12 protein-coding genes, 1 riboswitch and 1 other annotated feature are annotated in these 16,954 nt (G+C 44.5%); of the genes, 10 read left to right on the forward strand and 2 right to left on the reverse strand.

Annotation, left to right across the window (positions count from 1 at the left end):
* Positions 1–73 precede the first annotated feature (73 nt).
* The 8 genes from ACFQ0V_RS05200 (at position 74) to ACFQ0V_RS05235 (ending at position 12,461) form a co-directional block, all read left to right on the forward strand.
* Positions 74–1,249 (forward strand): MDR family MFS transporter, encoded by a 1,176-nt coding sequence (locus ACFQ0V_RS05200; protein WP_381010563.1) that lies wholly within the window; start codon positions 74–76, stop codon positions 1,247–1,249.
* 67 nt (positions 1,250–1,316) lie between these two features.
* Positions 1,317–1,506 (forward strand) — a binding site (T-box leader).
* Positions 1,507–1,554: 48 nt separating this feature from the next.
* Positions 1,555–3,969: a leucine--tRNA ligase gene (gene leuS / locus ACFQ0V_RS05205; RefSeq protein WP_381010566.1), complete on the forward strand. Its 2,415-nt coding sequence runs from the start codon at positions 1,555–1,557 to the stop codon at positions 3,967–3,969.
* A 52-nt stretch (positions 3,970–4,021) separates the two neighbouring features.
* Entirely contained in the window at positions 4,022–4,465 is a 444-nt protein-coding gene (locus ACFQ0V_RS05210) for a GNAT family N-acetyltransferase (protein ID WP_381010568.1), read from the forward strand.
* 160 nt (positions 4,466–4,625) lie between these two features.
* Entirely contained in the window at positions 4,626–6,368 is a 1,743-nt protein-coding gene (locus ACFQ0V_RS05215) for a sigma 54-interacting transcriptional regulator (RefSeq protein WP_381010570.1), read from the forward strand.
* 145 nt (positions 6,369–6,513) lie between these two features.
* Positions 6,514–7,689 (forward strand): iron-containing alcohol dehydrogenase, encoded by a 1,176-nt coding sequence (locus ACFQ0V_RS05220; protein ID WP_381010573.1) that lies wholly within the window; start codon positions 6,514–6,516, stop codon positions 7,687–7,689.
* 358 nt (positions 7,690–8,047) lie between these two features.
* Entirely contained in the window at positions 8,048–9,508 is a 1,461-nt protein-coding gene (locus ACFQ0V_RS05225) for a CoA-acylating methylmalonate-semialdehyde dehydrogenase (protein ID WP_381010576.1), read from the forward strand.
* Between the two features lie 80 nt (positions 9,509–9,588).
* Positions 9,589–10,872 (forward strand): GntP family permease, encoded by a 1,284-nt coding sequence (locus ACFQ0V_RS05230; RefSeq protein WP_381010578.1) that lies wholly within the window; start codon positions 9,589–9,591, stop codon positions 10,870–10,872.
* Between the two features lie 129 nt (positions 10,873–11,001).
* Positions 11,002–11,106, forward strand: a riboswitch (purine riboswitch).
* Positions 11,107–11,177: 71 nt separating this feature from the next.
* On the forward strand, positions 11,178–12,461 hold the full coding sequence (locus tag ACFQ0V_RS05235; protein WP_381010581.1) for a nucleobase:cation symporter-2 family protein: 1,284 nt from the start codon (positions 11,178–11,180) through the stop codon (positions 12,459–12,461).
* 42 nt (positions 12,462–12,503) lie between these two features.
* Here the strand turns inward: ACFQ0V_RS05235 and ACFQ0V_RS05240 are convergent, their stop codons facing one another.
* Together ACFQ0V_RS05240 and ACFQ0V_RS05245 are read right to left on the reverse strand one after the other, a co-directional pair.
* On the reverse strand, positions 12,504–13,157 hold the full coding sequence (locus ACFQ0V_RS05240) for a hypothetical protein (protein WP_381010583.1): 654 nt from the start codon (positions 13,155–13,157) through the stop codon (positions 12,504–12,506).
* A gap of 12 nt (positions 13,158–13,169) precedes the next feature.
* On the reverse strand, positions 13,170–14,429 hold the full coding sequence (locus tag ACFQ0V_RS05245; protein ID WP_381010586.1) for a BaiN/RdsA family NAD(P)/FAD-dependent oxidoreductase: 1,260 nt from the start codon (positions 14,427–14,429) through the stop codon (positions 13,170–13,172).
* Between the two features lie 169 nt (positions 14,430–14,598).
* Between ACFQ0V_RS05245 and ACFQ0V_RS05250 the strand changes: the two genes are divergently transcribed.
* Complete coding sequence (locus tag ACFQ0V_RS05250; RefSeq protein ID WP_381011853.1) at positions 14,599–16,230, forward strand: putative polysaccharide biosynthesis protein; 1,632 nt, start codon at positions 14,599–14,601, stop codon at positions 16,228–16,230.
* Positions 16,227–16,943 (forward strand): 16S rRNA pseudouridine(516) synthase, encoded by a 717-nt coding sequence (locus tag ACFQ0V_RS05255; protein ID WP_381010589.1) that lies wholly within the window; start codon positions 16,227–16,229, stop codon positions 16,941–16,943. The genes ACFQ0V_RS05250 and ACFQ0V_RS05255 overlap by 4 nt, the downstream gene beginning before the upstream one ends.
* Positions 16,944–16,954 lie beyond the last annotated feature (11 nt).

The raw sequence follows: 16,954 nt of genomic DNA on the forward strand, positions 1-16,954 counted from the left end.
CATAAAGGCTTTTTCTTTTCGAGTAGAAAGTTTAAACTGTTTGGAGAATCTTTTTAGTTAGGGAGGCGAAATAATGCCGAAGCGCGCGTGGCTTTTAATTTTTGGGATGTTTATTAACATTGTAGGGGCTTCTTTTTTATGGCCGCTCAATACGATTTATATGCACGAGTATTTAGGGAAAACATTGACGGTCGCGGGCTTCGTTTTAATGGCGAATGCAGGGGCAGGAGTCATCGGAAATTTACTCGGTGGCGTGTTATTCGATAAGTTAGGGGGATATCGGACATTGATGCTCGGGAGCGTCATTTCGATTTTGGCACTCATCGTGCTCGTTTTTCGCCACGACTTCGTACCGTATGTAATCTTTTTAACGATTCTCGGATTTAGTAGTGGTATCGTCTTTCCGAGTTTGTACGCGATGATTGGAGCAGTTTGGCCAGAAGGGGGACGAAAAGCGTTTAACGCGATGTATTTGGCGAACAATATCGGTGTCGCGATCGGTCCTGCTGTTGCGGGGTTAGTTGCCGGACGTAATATCGATGCGATTTTTAGCGCGAATTTAGCGTTTTACATCGGCTTTTTATTTCTCGCCTTTTTCGGTTATCGCAATTTAGTGGCAGATACAGGACCTGCAACTGTGCTCAACCAGCGAAAAGAAATTCGACAAAAAGCGCCGTTTTATGCTTTGCTCATCATTTCGCTCGGTTATCTCGTCACGTGGATCATTTATTCACAATGGTCGACGACGATTTCGACGCATGCTTTATCGCTCGGTGTGACGTTAACGCAATATAGTTTAATTTGGACGGTGAACGGAGTCGTCATTTTACTCGGTCAGCCGATCATAGCGCCGATTGTGAAACGTTTTGAAAATCAATTGAAAGTGCAAATGCTCATCGGGTTAACGATTTTCTTCGGGTCGTTCATTTTCGTCAGCTTTGCGGAAACGTTCGGACAATTTTTAATGGCGATGGTTGTGTTAACATTCGGTGAAATTTTATTATGGCCTGCCATTCCGACGATTGCGAATCAACTCGCACCAAAAGGCCGCAACGGATTTTATCAAGGAATCGTCAACTCAGCCGCAACGATCGGTAAAATGATCGGCCCAGTCGCAGGGGGAGTATTTGTCGATTTGTACGATATGCATACGATGATTTTACTGTTGACGTCGCTCTTACTCATCACATTTATGACGACGATTTTGTACGACCGTCCATTACGAAAAGCGGAACAATTGCGACAATAGTAAAAACATTCTGTGGAAGCTTGTCAATTGTCGAAAGTTCAGTTACACTACATAGTAGTCAAAATAATTCATCGCAATGAAGTAGACTAGTAAGGAGCAACATTTTTTTAGAGAGCAGACGGTCGGTGCAAGTCTGTAAAATGAACCTCACGAACTCACCTACAGAGCGAATACGTCTCATCCGCGTTAAGGATTTGAAGTGGACATGAATGATGTCAATTTGGGTGGTACCGCGGGATAACTCTCTCGCCCCTTGCGTAGTCAAGGGGCGGGAGTTTTTTTAATTTGAAGGAGGATTTTACACAATGGCTTATGATCACAAGAAGATTGAGAAAAAGTGGCAAAATTATTGGTTAGAGAACAAAACATATAAAACGACAGAAGATGAGAATAAACCGAATTTTTATGCGTTAGACATGTTCCCTTATCCGTCAGGACAAGGTTTGCACGTCGGTCACCCGCTCGGGTATATCGCGACGGATATTTTAAGTTCATATAAGCGCAAAAAAGGCTATAATGTTCTTCACCCGATGGGATGGGATGCGTTCGGACTTCCAGCAGAACAGTATGCATTAGATACAGGGAACGACCCTGCTGAATTTACAGAGCGAAATATTCAAACGTTCAAACGTCAAATGAATGAGCTCGGTTTCTCTTACGATTGGGATCGTGAAATTAATACGACAGATCCTGAATATTACAAATGGACGCAATGGATTTTCATCCAAATGTATAAAATGGGTCTCGCGTATATCGACGAAGTACCGGTAAACTGGTGCCCAGCACTCGGTACTGTATTGTCGAACGAAGAAGTAATCGACGGACTTTCAGAGCGTGGAAGTCACCCGGTAGAACGCCGTCCGATGCGTCAATGGGTGCTCCGTATTACAGCGTATGCCGACCGTTTACTCGAAGATTTAGATGAGCTCGATTGGCCAGAAAGCTTGAAAGAAATGCAACGCAACTGGATCGGTCGTTCAGAAGGAGCGCAATTAACGTTCGAAATCGACGGTACGGATAAAACGTTCGAAGCGTTCACGACACGTCCGGATACGATTTTCGGTGCGACGTATGCAGTCCTTGCGCCAGAGCATAAACTCGTCGAACAAATTACGACACCAGAACAACGTGAAGCAGTACAAGCGTACGTTGATTCGATCAAGTCGAAATCAGACTTAGAGCGTACGGAACTTTCAAAAGAAAAAACAGGCGTCTTTACAGGTGCTTATGCGATCAACCCAGCGAGCGGTGAAAAAATGCCGATTTGGATCGCGGACTACGTGCTTGCAACGTACGGAACAGGGGCGATCATGGCAGTACCAGCACATGACGAGCGCGACTATGAATTTGCGAAAGAATTTAACTTACCGATTAAAGAAGTCGTATCAGGCGGTAACATTGAAGAAGCAGCACATACTGAAGACGGTGTGCTCGTGAACTCAGATTTCTTAAACGGTTTAAATAAAGAAGAAGCGATTGCTAAAGCGATCGAATGGTTCGAAGCGAACGGTAAAGGAGAAGGGAAAGTGACGTACCGTCTTCGCGACTGGTTGTTCTCACGTCAACGTTACTGGGGCGAGCCAATCCCGATGATTCATTGGGAAGACGGCACGATGACACCTGTACCGGAAGACCAATTGCCGCTCGAACTTCCGAAAGCGACGAATATTCATCCGTCTGGAACAGGCGAATCACCACTTGCGAACATTGAAGAATGGGTGAACGTCGTCGACCCAGAAACAGGAATGAAAGGTCGTCGTGAAACGAATACGATGCCGCAATGGGCAGGTAGCTCTTGGTATTACTTACGCTACATCGATCCACACAATACAGAAGCGATCGCAGACCCTGAATTAATTAAAAAATGGATGCCGGTCGACATTTATGTCGGAGGGGCAGAGCACGCAGTTCTTCACTTATTGTATGCGCGTTTCTGGCATAAAGTGTTGTACGATTTAGGCGTCGTTCACACGAAAGAGCCATTCCAAAAATTGTTCAACCAAGGAATGATTCTCGGTGAAGGAAACATTAAAATGTCGAAATCACTCGGTAACGTCATTAACCCGGACGATATCGTCAACTCACACGGAGCGGATACGTTACGTTTATACGAAATGTTCATGGGTCCACTCGATGCAGCGAAAGAATGGACGACGAACGGTGTCGACGGCGCACGTCGTTTCTTAGACCGCGTATGGCGTCTCTTCATGAATGAAGATGGCACATTGAGCGCGAAAGTGAATGGCGAAGCGGGTGGAGAACTTGAAAAAGTGTACCACCAAACGGTGAAAAAAGTGACGGAAGACTTCGAGAACATGCATAATAATACGGCAATTTCTCAAATGATGGTATTCGTGAACGAAGCGTACAAAGTAGACCGTGTACCGGTAGACTATGCGAAAGGTTTCATCACGTTATTATCACCGATCACACCGCACATCGCAGAAGAAATTTGGCAAGCGCTCGGCGAAACAGAATCACTCGCTTACGAGCCATGGCCAACGTACGATGAAAGTAAACTCGTCGATGATACAGTTGAAATCGTCGCACAAATTAACGGTAAAGTGCGCGCGAAAATTGAAGTCGCTCGCGACATTACGAAAGAAGAACTCGAAAAAGTAGCGCTTGAAAATGAGCGCATTCAAGAGATGATTGAAGGGAAAACGATTCGCAAAGTAATCGCAGTACCCGGACGTCTCGTCAACATTGTAGCAAATTAATAACGAAGCGCTAGCCTACCATAGCTAGCGCTTTTTGCATGAGGAGAAAGCGATGCATTTACAAACGATTCACCATCATAAAAAAGAGTACTTACTTTTACTATTGCAAGCGGATGAAGAAGAAAGCCAAATCGACACATATTTAAACCGCGGCACATTGTATGTCGCGTTGGAAGAGGGACGAGTGATTGGCGTTGCGGTCGTCACAGAAGAAAAAGAAGGTGTCGAATTAAAAAATATGGCGATCGACGTCCCTTATCGCAAGCAAGGATACGGAAAACAAATGCTCGAACAATTATTTGACTATTATAAAGGGCGAACGATGTTTGTCGGGACAGGAGATAGCGGGCTCACCGTTCCATTTTACGAAGCATGTGGTTTTACTTATTCCTATACAATCGAACATTTTTTCACAGAGCATTACGCTGAACCGATTATTGAAAATGGCGTATTGCTTGAACATATGATCGTTTTGAAAAAAGATATCCCTTTGTAAATTTCCTTTTTATTCATTGTGCTCGCTCTTTAATTGGTTGAAGTGTAAAATAATGAGAGAGAAATAGTGTAGCATTGTCGCTATTTTGAAACAATCATTATTCGCCAAGATGCTACAAATCATATAAAATAGAGCAGAATATAAAAAGGTGAGGGAAGCAATGGAGACATTTTTAAATAAGTTAATACAGTTGGAACTAGGAGAAGAGTCGCTCGCAGTAGGGGACTGGATGACGACACAGTTTGTTACAGTTTTACAAACTGTGTCGATTAAAGAAGCATTACAATTAAAACAAAAGTGGCTCATTATTGTTGACGAACAGCGACAGTTTGTCGGTGTCATGAACGACACAAGTTTGCGATATGCGTATGAACAGTGTATTGAAATGTCAGCACCTGTAAAAGAGATTGCAAGGCTTGATAATATTCAAACAGTACGAGAAGATGTGGCATTGCCAGAATTGTTACGTACAGCAGAGATGATTGATTTATACGTCGTCCAAAATGAAGTGGGCGAAGTACTCGGACTGTTGACGAAAGAAACCGTCGTCAAACATATTATTCGAATGCTAGAAAATGATTTGCATGACGAGCGAATGTCTGCAATTTTAAGCGTCATTTTAGAAAAAGCGTATGAAGGAATAGCGGTCGTTGACGAAAATGGATATTTGATCGAATTTAACGAAGCGTACAGCAATTTTACAGGAGTTCCACGAGAAGAAGCGCTCGGACGCCACGTGACGGAAGTAATTGAAAATACGAACTTGCATGAAACGGTTCAAAAAGGAATGCCGGAACGTGGAGTCATTCAAAACATTCAAGGACAAGATATGATCGTTCACCGCATCCCGATTTGGCACAACGGGAAAGTAGTCGCAGCGATCGGAATGCTCATTTTCGAAGGGGTGTCGCAAGTGTATCGCATTTACGAAAGCTTGCAATTACAAAACGTGAAGATGAGTCAAAAACAAGAGCTACACACGGAAAAAGAAATGGCGAGTTTAGAAGAAATCGTCGGCGTCAGCAAAGAAATTTTCCAATTGAAACGTCTTGCACGTAAAGCAGCGCGCACGAAAGTTCCTGTCTTTTTAACAGGGGAGAGCGGCACGGGAAAGAAAGCGTTCGGAGAAGGGATTCATCAATTGAGCTCGCGCCGAGATGAAGTATTTATCGCATTTGACTGCCGCAGTTACGAACCTGAACGAGTGAAGCAAATGTTGTTTCGTCGCATTCAAGAAGCGGACGGGGGAACGCTCTTCCTTGAAAATATCGACGTATTACCAGCGGACACGCAATATGAATTGTTAGAATTTCTAGAAGAAGGGAAAGGCAATGTGCTCGTCGATCAACAAATCGACGTTCGGCTCATCGTTGCTTCTTCTACGACGGTCGATGAGTTACTCCATTCTAAACAATTTGACCGACGTTTATTCGAAACGTTAAGCATCGTCCATTTAGATATTCCACCGTTACGCAACCGACAAGAAGACATTCCGATTTTGCTCGCGCATTACATGCAACAGCTTTGCATGAAACATCGCGTGCCAGAGAAGACCTTCACTTCGGAAGTTGTGCAAGCATTGATAAATTACGAATGGCCCGGAAACGTTCGGGAACTCGTCAACAGTATCGAACGGGTCATTACGTTGAGCGATGATGAAATGATTCAAGTGGAAGATTTAGATTGGTTGCTCACGGAGAAAAAAGAACAAGTGTCGACACATGTAGACAATGTGTCGGTCAATTTGGAACAATTTAAAGAGAAACAAGGGGAAAATGAACGGGAACTCATTATTTCTTTATTGAAAAAAACGGGTGGAAACAAGTCGAAAACCGCAGAAATATTAGGGATTCACCGTACAACCTTATATAAAAAGTTGAAAAAATATAATATTGATGCTTGACATAAGTGTAGTCTTAGGGCTACACTTATTTTAGTTGTAAAATTAATAAAACATAATTAAACAACATAAACTACATAAAAGTGTAGCTTTCATACATAAGAGTGTAGTTCTTGTGTAGGTTTCAAACAGAAAGGAGCAAGTGTGTATGGTAGAATGTAAAACGTTTCAAACTCCCCAAATGTTGTATTATCAACAAAATGCGTTACAAAAACTCGGTTTCCAAGCGAAGCAGTACGGTCAAAAAGCGTTGATCGTCAGCGATAAAATTATGGAAGAGCTCGGTAACGTACAAAAGTGCATCGATTTACTTTCAGAGGTCGGTGTTGAAAGCGCTATCTTCTTAGAAGTAAACTCGGAACCGACTGACGAACATGTCGCAGCAGCGATGAGTGTCTTGGAAAAAGAACAGTGTGACCTCGTCGTTTCAATCGGAGGCGGAAGCTGTATCGATACGGCGAAAGCGGTTGCAATTTTAGCGACAAATGGTGGCTACATCGGCGACTACATGAACCAGCAAAAAATTGCGTCAAAAGCGAGTCTTCCCCACATCGCAATTCCGACGACAGCAGGAACAGGTTCAGAAGCGACAGATGTGACAGTCATTACGAATACGTCGAATCACGTCAAAATGATGATTAAACAACCGGTCTTAATGCCGACTGTAGCAATTGTCGACCCATTGCTTTCTGTATCGAGTCCGAAAAGTGTCACAGCGGCTACAGGTGTCGATGCGTTATGTCACGCAATCGAAGCGTACATTTCGAAAAAAGCACAGCCGATGACAGATGTGATGGCACTTTCTGCGATGAAATACATCGTGCGCAATTTGAAAGTGGCATATGATGATGGCGAAAACATTGCCGCTCGTGAAGGGATGGCCATCGGTGCGCTACAAGCAGGAATGGCATTCTCGAACGCATCTGTTTGTCTCGTGCACGGCATGTCTCGTCCAATCGGTGCTTTATTTAACGTACCGCACGGTTTTTCGAACGCGATGTTACTCCCAGCCGTTCTCGAATATAGCCGTGAAAGTTGCGTCGAGCGCCTCGCTGATCTAGGTCGCCTATTCGCAGAAGAAGATACTGTTTTAACGAATGAACAAGCGGCAGATGTCGCGGTTAAGTCAGTGAAAGAATTATGTAAGTATTTGAGCATTCCGAACTTAAAAGAATGGGGCATTGAAGAGGAAGCATTCAATGAAGCGATCGATAAGATGGCGGACGATGCACTCGATAGCGGTAGCCCAGGGAACAACCCGAAAGTACCGACGAAAGAAGAAATTAAAGCATTGTATACGACATGCTACACATATGCGTTTTAAATTTGAAGGAGGATTTTAACAATGACAGTACAAAACAGTGAACTACCCACCACTGAACTTCGTTTGAAGTGGGGGCTTCTCGCTTCCACGAACATAGCTTGCAAGCAAGTCTTATGTGTTCTCCACGAGCGTGAATTCGGGGCATTCCAACCCTACTGATACGCAATGTTTTTAGTACCTTGGATATTTTACGCATACGAGGGGCTTGGTTTTCGCTCTTATTTCCGTATGCAACTCCATATATCCAGTTGTCAAAGAACATTATGTCTATATTTTACCAAATTCTTTGGCTAAAGCCAACCGAAATTCATCTCCCACCTACTCATTGGTGCTATTCGCACCTTCACATTCCTTGAGGATGGGAGACTTCTTTCGGAAAGTCGTTAAAAACTACATTAACGGTGAGTGGGTTGAATCAAAATCAACGAACATCGAGCCTGTATATAACCCAGCAACAGGAGAAGTCATCGCAAACGTTCCATTATCGACAGCAGAAGAATTAAATCACGCGGTAAAAGTAGCGGACGCAGCGTTCCAAGAGTGGAAAGAAGTACCTGTTCCACGTCGCGCACGCATCATGTTCAAATATCAACAACTTCTCGTTGAGCATTGGGATGAGCTTGCAAAATTAATTACAATTGAAAACGGGAAAAACTTTACAGAAGCACACGGTGAAGTTCTTCGCGGAATTGAATGTGTCGAGTTCGCAGCAGGTGCACCGACATTAATGATGGGCGAGCAACTTCCATCGATCGCAACAGGACTTGAATCAGGCGTTTACCGTTACCCAATCGGCGTAATTGGCGGTATTACACCGTTCAACTTCCCGATGATGGTTCCTTGCTGGATGTTCCCGATGGCGCTTGCGACAGGAAATACATTCGTATTAAAACCATCTGAGCGTACACCACTTTTAGCGAACCGCTTAGCTGAATTAGTAGAAGAAGCTGGATTCCCGAAAGGTGTATTCAACATCGTACACGGAGCGCATAACGTCGTAAACGGTATTTTAGACCATGAAAAAATTGCAGCGATTTCATTCGTCGGTTCACAGCCAGTCGCAGAGTATGTGTACAAGCGTGGAACAGACAACTTAAAACGCGTTCAAGCATTAGCGGGAGCGAAAAACCACTCGATCGTATTGAGCGATGCGAACATCGACAATGCGGCGACACAAATTTTAAACGCAGCATTCGGTTCAGCAGGAGAGCGCTGTATGGCTTGTGCGGTTGTAGCTGTTGAAGATTCAATCGCAGATGAGTTCATCGAAGCACTCGTTCAAAAAGCGAACGACATTCAAATCGGTAACGGCTTAGACGAAGGCGTATTTTTAGGCCCAGTCATCCGTGACGCACATAAAGAGCGCACACTCCAATATATCGAAAAAGGAGAAGAAGAAGGTGCGACATTAATTCGCGATGGACGACTCGATGAAGCAGCGAAAGAAAACGGCTACTTCGTAGGACCGACAATTTTCGATAACGTAACATGTGAAATGAAAATTTGGGAAGATGAAATTTTCGCGCCAGTGCTTTCAATTAGCCGCGTGAAAAACTTAGAAGAAGCGGTCGAGCTTGCGAACAAATCACGTTTCGCAAACGGCGCATGTATTTTCACGAAAGATGGCGGTAGCGTACGTACATTCCGCGAAACGATCGATGCAGGAATGCTCGGCGTAAACATCGGTGTACCAGCTCCTATGGCATTCTTCCCATTCTCAGGATGGAAAGATTCATTCTACGGCGACTTACACGCAAACGGAAAAGACGGATTGAACTTCTATACGCGTAAAAAAGTGTTAACTGGTCGTTGGGTATAACATATACCTAGTTGAAAGATGCAGTGTACGCACTGCATCTTTTTTTCACCCAAAAATGGATGGTTTAGGAGGGAAATGCGATGTTTGGTATCGTTTTAGGGCTCGTCATCTTAATGGTATTAGCTTATTTAGGATGGTCGATCATTTGGGTTGCACCGATTGCAGCAGGAATTGTCGCAATTACAGGTGGACTCGACATTTTAGAAGCGTATAAAAGTACGTACATGAGCGGTTTTGTAGGGTTTGCGAAAGAATGGTTCCCGGTATTTATGCTCGGAGCGATTTTCGGAAAGTTAATGGAAGATACAGGGATGGCTCGTTCGGTCGCGTTATTCTTCTCGCGCGTCATCGGTGTGAAGCGTGCGATTTTAGGAGTTACCGTATCGACAGCGCTCCTCACATACGGAGGCGTCAGCTTATTCGTCGTCGTGTTCGCTGTTTATCCGATCGCTTTAACGATGTTCCGCGAAGCGAACATTAGCCGTAAAATATTGCCGGCAACGATTGCACTCGGTGCGCTCACGTTCACAATGACAGCGCTACCAGGAACGCCTCAAATTCAAAACTTAATTCCGATGAATTATTTCCAGACGACTCCGATGGCAGCGCCGATCATGGGCTTCATCGCGACACTCGTCATGGGCGGAGGAGGATATTTCTACCTCATTACACGCGAAAAACAGTTGCGTAAAAAAGGCTTCGTCTTTGAAGAGCCGAAAGATCAAAAAATTGTGGAAGATACAGGGGTCGTACCGTCTGTCATTTTATCTCTTTTACCACTTGTTGCGGTCATCATTAGCTTGAACGTTTTGAAATGGGACGTTATCGTCGCATTGCTTACAGGAATCGGTTTATTGCTCTTATTGAATATTACGAAATTCAAATCGTTTGTAAAAGCGATGAACGAAGGAGCGACAGGTTCGGTTACAGCGATCATTAATACGAGTGCGGCTGTCGGTTTCGGGACAGTCGTGAAAGCGATACCAGGATTCGAAACGTTAACACATTGGTTGTTAAATATTAAAGGGAACCCGTTAATTTCAGAAGCGGTTGCGATCAACTTGCTTGCGGGAGCGACAGGTTCAGCATCTGGCGGAATGGGGATTGCGCTTGAAGCACTCGGTGCACAATATTATGACATCGCCATTCAAACGGGCATTAGCCCAGAAGCGTTCCACCGTATTGCGGCGCTCGCTTCCGGTGGATTAGATGCACTTCCGCATAACGGAGCCGTCCTCACTTTACTTGCGATTACAGGTATGACGCATAAAGATAGTTATAAAGATATCGCGGTCATTACGATTGCGATTCCAATACTCGCATTAATTATTTCAATCATTTTCGCATCGTTCGGAATTTATTAAAACATTGTCGAGTGAATCGTTAAAAATTTCCTATTGAACAGGAAAAACGATGCAATTGTATGAAAAATTCACGAATACGTTATATTTGTTCTATCTAAACGAATGAAATGTTGCTATACTATTTTCATAATAATTGTTGAAAGTGTCACTCATATAATTCTTTAGAATATGGCTAGAGAAGTATCTACCGACTTACCGTAAAATAAGTCGACTATGAGTAGAAAAAGAAGTGCGTACATCGTGACGCACTTTCTTGCGTTCTACTTATGGCGTCAGAGTGCCTATTCAAGTAGGAGGAACTGAAAGTGAATTTAGGCAAGGAAACCGCACTCGGGATCCAACATTTACTCGCGATGTATGCAGGGGCAATTTTAGTGCCACTCATCATCGGGAAAGAGCTCGGATTTAATTCGGAGCAAATGACGTACTTAGTCGCGATCGACATTTTAATGTGTGGGGTTGCGACGCTATTGCAAGTGTATTCAGGACGCGTTATCGGAATCGGTCTTCCCGTCGTTTTAGGATGTACGTTTACGGCGGTTGCTCCGATTATCGAAATCGGAAGTGAAAAAGGAATCGGCGCGATTTACGGTGCGATTATCGCATCGGGTGCAATCATCTTTTTAATCGGCGGGGTATTCGGAATGCTCGTGAAATTTTTCCCACCTGTCGTGACTGGAACAGTCGTTGCGACGATCGGAATTTCGTTGCTTCCTGTTGCGGTCAACAATATGGCAGGCGGATTAGGTTCACCAGATTTCGGAAGTAGTGCGAACATGACGCTCGCCTTTACGACATTGCTCATCATTTTAGTCGTCTATCGTTTCGCGACAGGCTTTTTGCGAGCGATTGCGATTTTAGTCGGTCTCGTCGGGGGTACGATCATTGCGATTTTCTTTAAAATGGTCGATTTTACTCCTGTTCAACAAGCGGACGTCGTGCACGTCGTTCAACCGTTTTACTTTGGAGTACCGACGTTTGACGCGTCTTCTATCATTTTAATGACGCTCGTGGCGATGGTGTCACTCGTCGAATCGACAGGGGTTTATTTCGCTCTCGGAGATATTTGTGATAAGCCGTTAAATTCAAAAGATTTAGCGCGTGGGTATCGTTCAGAAGGGCTCGCTTCTATTATCGGCGGATTGTTTAACGCCTTCCCGTATACGACATTTTCACAAAACGTCGGTTTGACGCAAATGTCTGGTGTGAAAAGTCGCCGTGTCATCGTCATTACCGGTATTATGCTCGTCATTTTAGGATTCGTTCCTAAACTTGCGGCATTGACGACGATCATTCCAGAAGCGGTGCTCGGAGCGGCGATGATTGCGATGTTCGGAATGGTCATTATGCAAGGGGTTAAAATGTTAGCGCCTGCTGTCATTCATTCTGCAGAAAATGCGATGATTGCAGCGGTTGCGATTGGACTCGGTGTCGGTGTATCGATCGTGCCGGAAATTTTTCAGTCATTACCTTCACAAATTTCAATTTTAACGTCAAATGGTATCGTCGCTGCAGCGGTGACGGCGATCGTTTTAAATATTTTCTTCAATATGATCGGCCCGCGTCGTGAACCGACGAATCACGTATAAACGAACAATCCTTCACCCGTATGAGTGAAGGATTGTTTTTCATTATTGGATGTGTAACGTATCATCGTAGCGCGTAATCGTCCATGTCTTGTTGTGTGATGTGACGGTCGCGCCTTCCGGAGAATGTTCGAAAGCGAGCGTTGTCATCCCTTCTTTTTCGTAATGGAAAAGAGCGATGCCGCGTTCGGTTTCTGTTTCAAATGCATAGGCGACGAGTGGACCATCTTCTGAGCGGTCCAGTTCGGTAATGGCACCTGTCTCTGTCTCTTGCCAGTACAGCCATTCGACTTCTTGCCAAAGTTCGTCTTTCGCAGGGTAGTCGTAACGAGACCACGTTTCGTCATTCGTAATGTCATTGTTGCGTGACACTTTGTACATCCAACCGAACTGTGGAATCCGTTCATCGTACACGGAAAAGACACCGACACGGTCGCCTGTTTTCGGGTCGAACGTCGCTCGTTCAATGACGAGATGAGGACTTGATATCGCTTCTACGAGTGTGACATAGCGTCTTTCATGTTCGTATTTTTGATACGTCGGAAAGAGCGCGTACGCTGTGATGTATAAAACGACAAGAATCGCGCTAATCGTCGTCGCTAGTTTCGGTCGTTGGCGCAAAGTGAGCCAAACGATCGCGATGATAAATAATAGAAGCATTCCTACCATGAGGAATGGAATGAGTTCAGATGGTTGCATCATGTTCTCTCCTTAGCTGTTTGCGGCATGCATGCCCGCCACTCTTCCCGTGACGAGTGCCGATGTGATGTTATAACCGCCCGTATAACCGTGAACGTCGATAATTTCTCCACAAAAATGGAGTCCTCGTTTCAGCTTCGATTCCATCGTTTTCGGGTTTAATTCTTTCGTTTTGACGCCTCCGCCCGTAACGAAAGCTTTTTCGATCGGCTGTGTGCCGGTAATCGAAATCGTAAATTGTTTAAATTCATGAGCGAGCGCGCGCAATTGTTCATTAGAGATGCTCGCGCCTTGTGTATCTGGCTCGATTGCGGCACGTTCGAATAAAAATAAAAGCCACCGTTCTTGTGCGAAAGATTTTAAACTATTTTTCACCGCTTTTTTCGGGTCTTCTTTACAAGTCGTGCGCAATTGTTGGAACAATTGTTCTTCGTTTTGTTCTGGGTGAGAGTCGATTGTGACATTGACCGGTTTGTTTTTCGTTTTCATTTGTTCTTTGACGACGAATTGGCTGCATCGTAATACGGCCGGTCCACTAATGCCAAAATGGGTGAATAACATATCCATTTGATGGGTAATTAATTTTTTACCTTTCGCATTCCAGACGCTTACCGCAACGTCTCGCAAGGCGAGTCCTTGAAGCTCTTTTGAACGGATGAAACGCTCATCGGATAGTAAAGGAACTTCCGTCGGGTATAATGTTGTGACCGTATGTCCTGCGCGTTCTGCCCACGGATAGCCGTCGCCCGTACTCCCTGTTTGAGGAACGGCTTTCCCGCCGACTGCGACGATGACGTTGTCCGCTTGAATATCTTCGCCTGTCGTTAAGCGCACGCCGCGCACTCGTTCATCGTCCATCAACAATTTGTCGACTTTCGTTTCGAGTCTTACGTCGACATGTAATCGTTCTAACTCTGAAAGAAGCGCACTGACGACATCTTTCGCTTTATTAGAAACTGGAAACATACGTCCATGATCTTCTTCTTTTAAAGGGACGCCAAGATTTTCGAAATAGCGTATAATGTCTTCATTGTTAAAAACGGAAAAAGGTCCGTATAGAAAACGTCCGTTTCCTGGTAAGTGGGCGATAATTTCTTCGACGGGTAAGCGATTCGTCACATTGCAACGACCGCCTCCTGAAATGGCAAGTTTCGTCCCGAGTTTTTTTCCTTTATCGAGCAAGAGGACGCGTGCGCCTTTTTCTGCTGCAGCGATCGCAGCCATTAAGCCAGAAGGTCCTCCTCCGATTACAATTGTGGCATATGCCGTCATACTATCCGACCTTTCATCATTTTCTCGTTTCATTTTACCATACGTGGCGCTGAAACTTGCAACTTTTCGTGGATGAAAGTCGTCTTAGTCAGTTGGACGAATATTGTATAAATGACGATGGAGCGGTAAACTATAGAAGGATTATTATAGAATGGAATGATAAATGAAGATGTCATCAACTCTCATACGTGGTACTGCGATTATTACGATCGGCCTCTTTTTATCAAAGGCGCTCGGTCTTTTATATTTAATTCCTTTATATGCAATTGTCGGAAAAGAAAGTATGGCACTTTATCAATATGCTTACGTTCCGTACAATTTATTTTTATCGATAGCGGTGTCAGGGGCTCCGCTCGCAATTTCTAAATATGTTTCAAAATATAATACGCTCGGCGACTATGAAACCGGTCGTCGTTTAATGAAGTCAGGTATGGTTCTCATGATGATTACAGGAATGACAGCATTCGTTGCGCTCTTTTTATTAGCGACACCGATCGCTGGAATCGTCAACCCAGAAACCGCTGAAAATCCAGCGGATGAAGTGTATACGATTGAACAAGTCGCAACGGTCATTCGTTGGGTCAGTTTCTCTTTAATCGTCGTGCCGTTACTCAGTTTGACGCGAGGATTTTTCCAAGGGTATAACAAAATGGAACCGACTGCCGTTTCGCAACTCGTGGAACAAATTGTCCGCATTTTATTCGTGCTCGGCGGTGCGGCATTCGTCGTTTATGTGATGAAAGGGACGGCGGATATGGCGATCAATGTCGCGGTATTTGCGGCTTTCATTGGAGCGATTGCTGGATTGCTCGTTCTTTATCGATACTGGCAAAAATATCGTGATGAATTCGATATGTTAAGACGTCAAAGTATCCCTTCTGGAGAAGACGTGTCGTTTTGGGCGATGTATAAAGAAGTGTTTGGTTATTTAATTCCGTTCGTGCTCGTCGGGACGATTAACCCGATGTATCAAGCGGTCGATATGTTGACGTTTAAAAAAGCGATGGCGTCGATCGGACTTGCAGACGTGTCGCATATGTATCTCGGGATGATCAACTTATTGACGCATAAATTCGTCATGATTCCCGTCATGGTTGCGACAGGCTTTTCGATGGCGCTCATTCCTGTTATTACCGGATATTTCACCGGGAAAGATCGTCCTGGAATTATTCGTGCGCTCGACCAAACGTTTCAAATTATGCTTTTCTTAACGATTCCGATGGTGCTCGGTTTAATGGTATTGTCCGATGAGTTTTATACATTTTTGTATGAAAAAGATGCAGCAGGGGCTTCCATTTTAGCGCACTACGCACCCGTTGCGATTTTGTTCGGGATGTACAGTGTGACGGCGGCCATTTTACAAGGGATTGACCGTCATAAATGGATCATTTTTACGTCGATGTTCGGTTTATGGGTGAAAATGGTCATTAACATTCCATTCATTCAATGGTTTGAAGCGAACGGTGCGATTTATGCGACGGCGGTCGGATATTTCATCGCAGTCGGTATGAACGTCGGCATCATTATGAAAGTCGTCAACTATCGCTCAACGATGGTCATCCGTCGTCTCGTGCTCATTTTATTGTTAAACGTTGTGATGATTGCGGTCGTTTATGCGACGTTGACAGGGCTTCGTGCCATCGCACCAGCGGACGGACGTTGGCTTGCGTTTTTATATGTCTTAATCGGCGCAGCGGTCGGAGCGGTCGTTTACGGCGTGCTCGCTTACCGTACAGGACTGTTACAACGTTTGCTCGGAGATCGCATTACGCGACTCGTCGGTAAGTTTTCGAGAGGATGAAGAAATTGAGAATTGATAAAATGCTCGGCCATTTAGGCTATGGAACGAGAAAAGAAATTAAACAATATGCGAAACAAGGGATGATCGCGGTCAATGGCGAAATCGTGAAAAATTCGAGTGTGAAAGTGGATGTCGAAAAAGACGTCGTCACATTTGTCGGAGAAGAAGTGCATTATCGCGAGTTCGTCTACATTTTGTTAAATAAGCCAGCCGGTGTCATTTCAGCGACAGAAGATCATGTAGAGCGTACGGTCATCGATTTATTAGATGATGAATTACGTCATTTCGAGCCGTTTCCTGTCGGACGTCTCGATAAAGATACGGTCGGATTTTTACTGTTGACGAATGACGGACAGCTGGCGCATCGCTTACTCACACCGAAAAACGATGTGCCGAAAACGTATTTTGCGCGCATCGACGAAGCGGTAACTGCCGCTGATGTAGAAGCTTTTAAAGAGGGCGTCACATTGGATGACGGCTATGAGACGAAGCCTGCAAAGCTTGAATTGACAGAGCGACCTGATGAAATTTTCGTCACGATTACAGAAGGAAAGTTTCATCAAGTGAAGCGCATGTTCCGTGCGGTCGAGAAAGAAGTCGTCTATTTAAAGCGCTGCTCGATGGGGCCGCTTGAACTCGATGAACATTTACGAGAAGGCGAATATCGTGAGTTGACAGAAGAAGAAGTCGAAGCATTACAAAATTATCGTTAACGAAAAAAGTT

The organism is Savagea faecisuis, assembly GCF_042675605.1.
Classification (GTDB): Bacteria; Bacillota; Bacilli; order Bacillales_A; family Planococcaceae; genus Savagea; species Savagea faecisuis.

Excerpts from the sequence above, each read along its gene's own strand:
- ACFQ0V_RS05200 (WP_381010563.1), top strand. The coding sequence starts at position 74 with ATGCCGAAGCGCGCGTGGCTTTTAATTTTTGGGATGTTTATTAACATT.
- leuS (WP_381010566.1), top strand. The coding sequence starts at position 1,555 with ATGGCTTATGATCACAAGAAGATTGAGAAAAAGTGGCAAAATTATTGG.
- ACFQ0V_RS05210 (WP_381010568.1), top strand. The coding sequence starts at position 4,022 with ATGCATTTACAAACGATTCACCATCATAAAAAAGAGTACTTACTTTTA.
- ACFQ0V_RS05215 (WP_381010570.1), top strand. The coding sequence starts at position 4,626 with ATGGAGACATTTTTAAATAAGTTAATACAGTTGGAACTAGGAGAAGAG.
- ACFQ0V_RS05220 (WP_381010573.1), top strand. The coding sequence starts at position 6,514 with ATGGTAGAATGTAAAACGTTTCAAACTCCCCAAATGTTGTATTATCAA.
- ACFQ0V_RS05225 (WP_381010576.1), top strand. The coding sequence starts at position 8,048 with ATGGGAGACTTCTTTCGGAAAGTCGTTAAAAACTACATTAACGGTGAG.
- ACFQ0V_RS05230 (WP_381010578.1), top strand. The coding sequence starts at position 9,589 with ATGTTTGGTATCGTTTTAGGGCTCGTCATCTTAATGGTATTAGCTTAT.
- ACFQ0V_RS05240 (WP_381010583.1), bottom strand. The coding sequence starts at position 13,157 with ATGCAACCATCTGAACTCATTCCATTCCTCATGGTAGGAATGCTTCTA.
- ACFQ0V_RS05245 (WP_381010586.1), bottom strand. The coding sequence starts at position 14,429 with ATGACGGCATATGCCACAATTGTAATCGGAGGAGGACCTTCTGGCTTA.
- ACFQ0V_RS05250 (WP_381011853.1), top strand. The coding sequence starts at position 14,599 with ATGTCATCAACTCTCATACGTGGTACTGCGATTATTACGATCGGCCTC.
- ACFQ0V_RS05255 (WP_381010589.1), top strand. The coding sequence starts at position 16,227 with ATGAAGAAATTGAGAATTGATAAAATGCTCGGCCATTTAGGCTATGGA.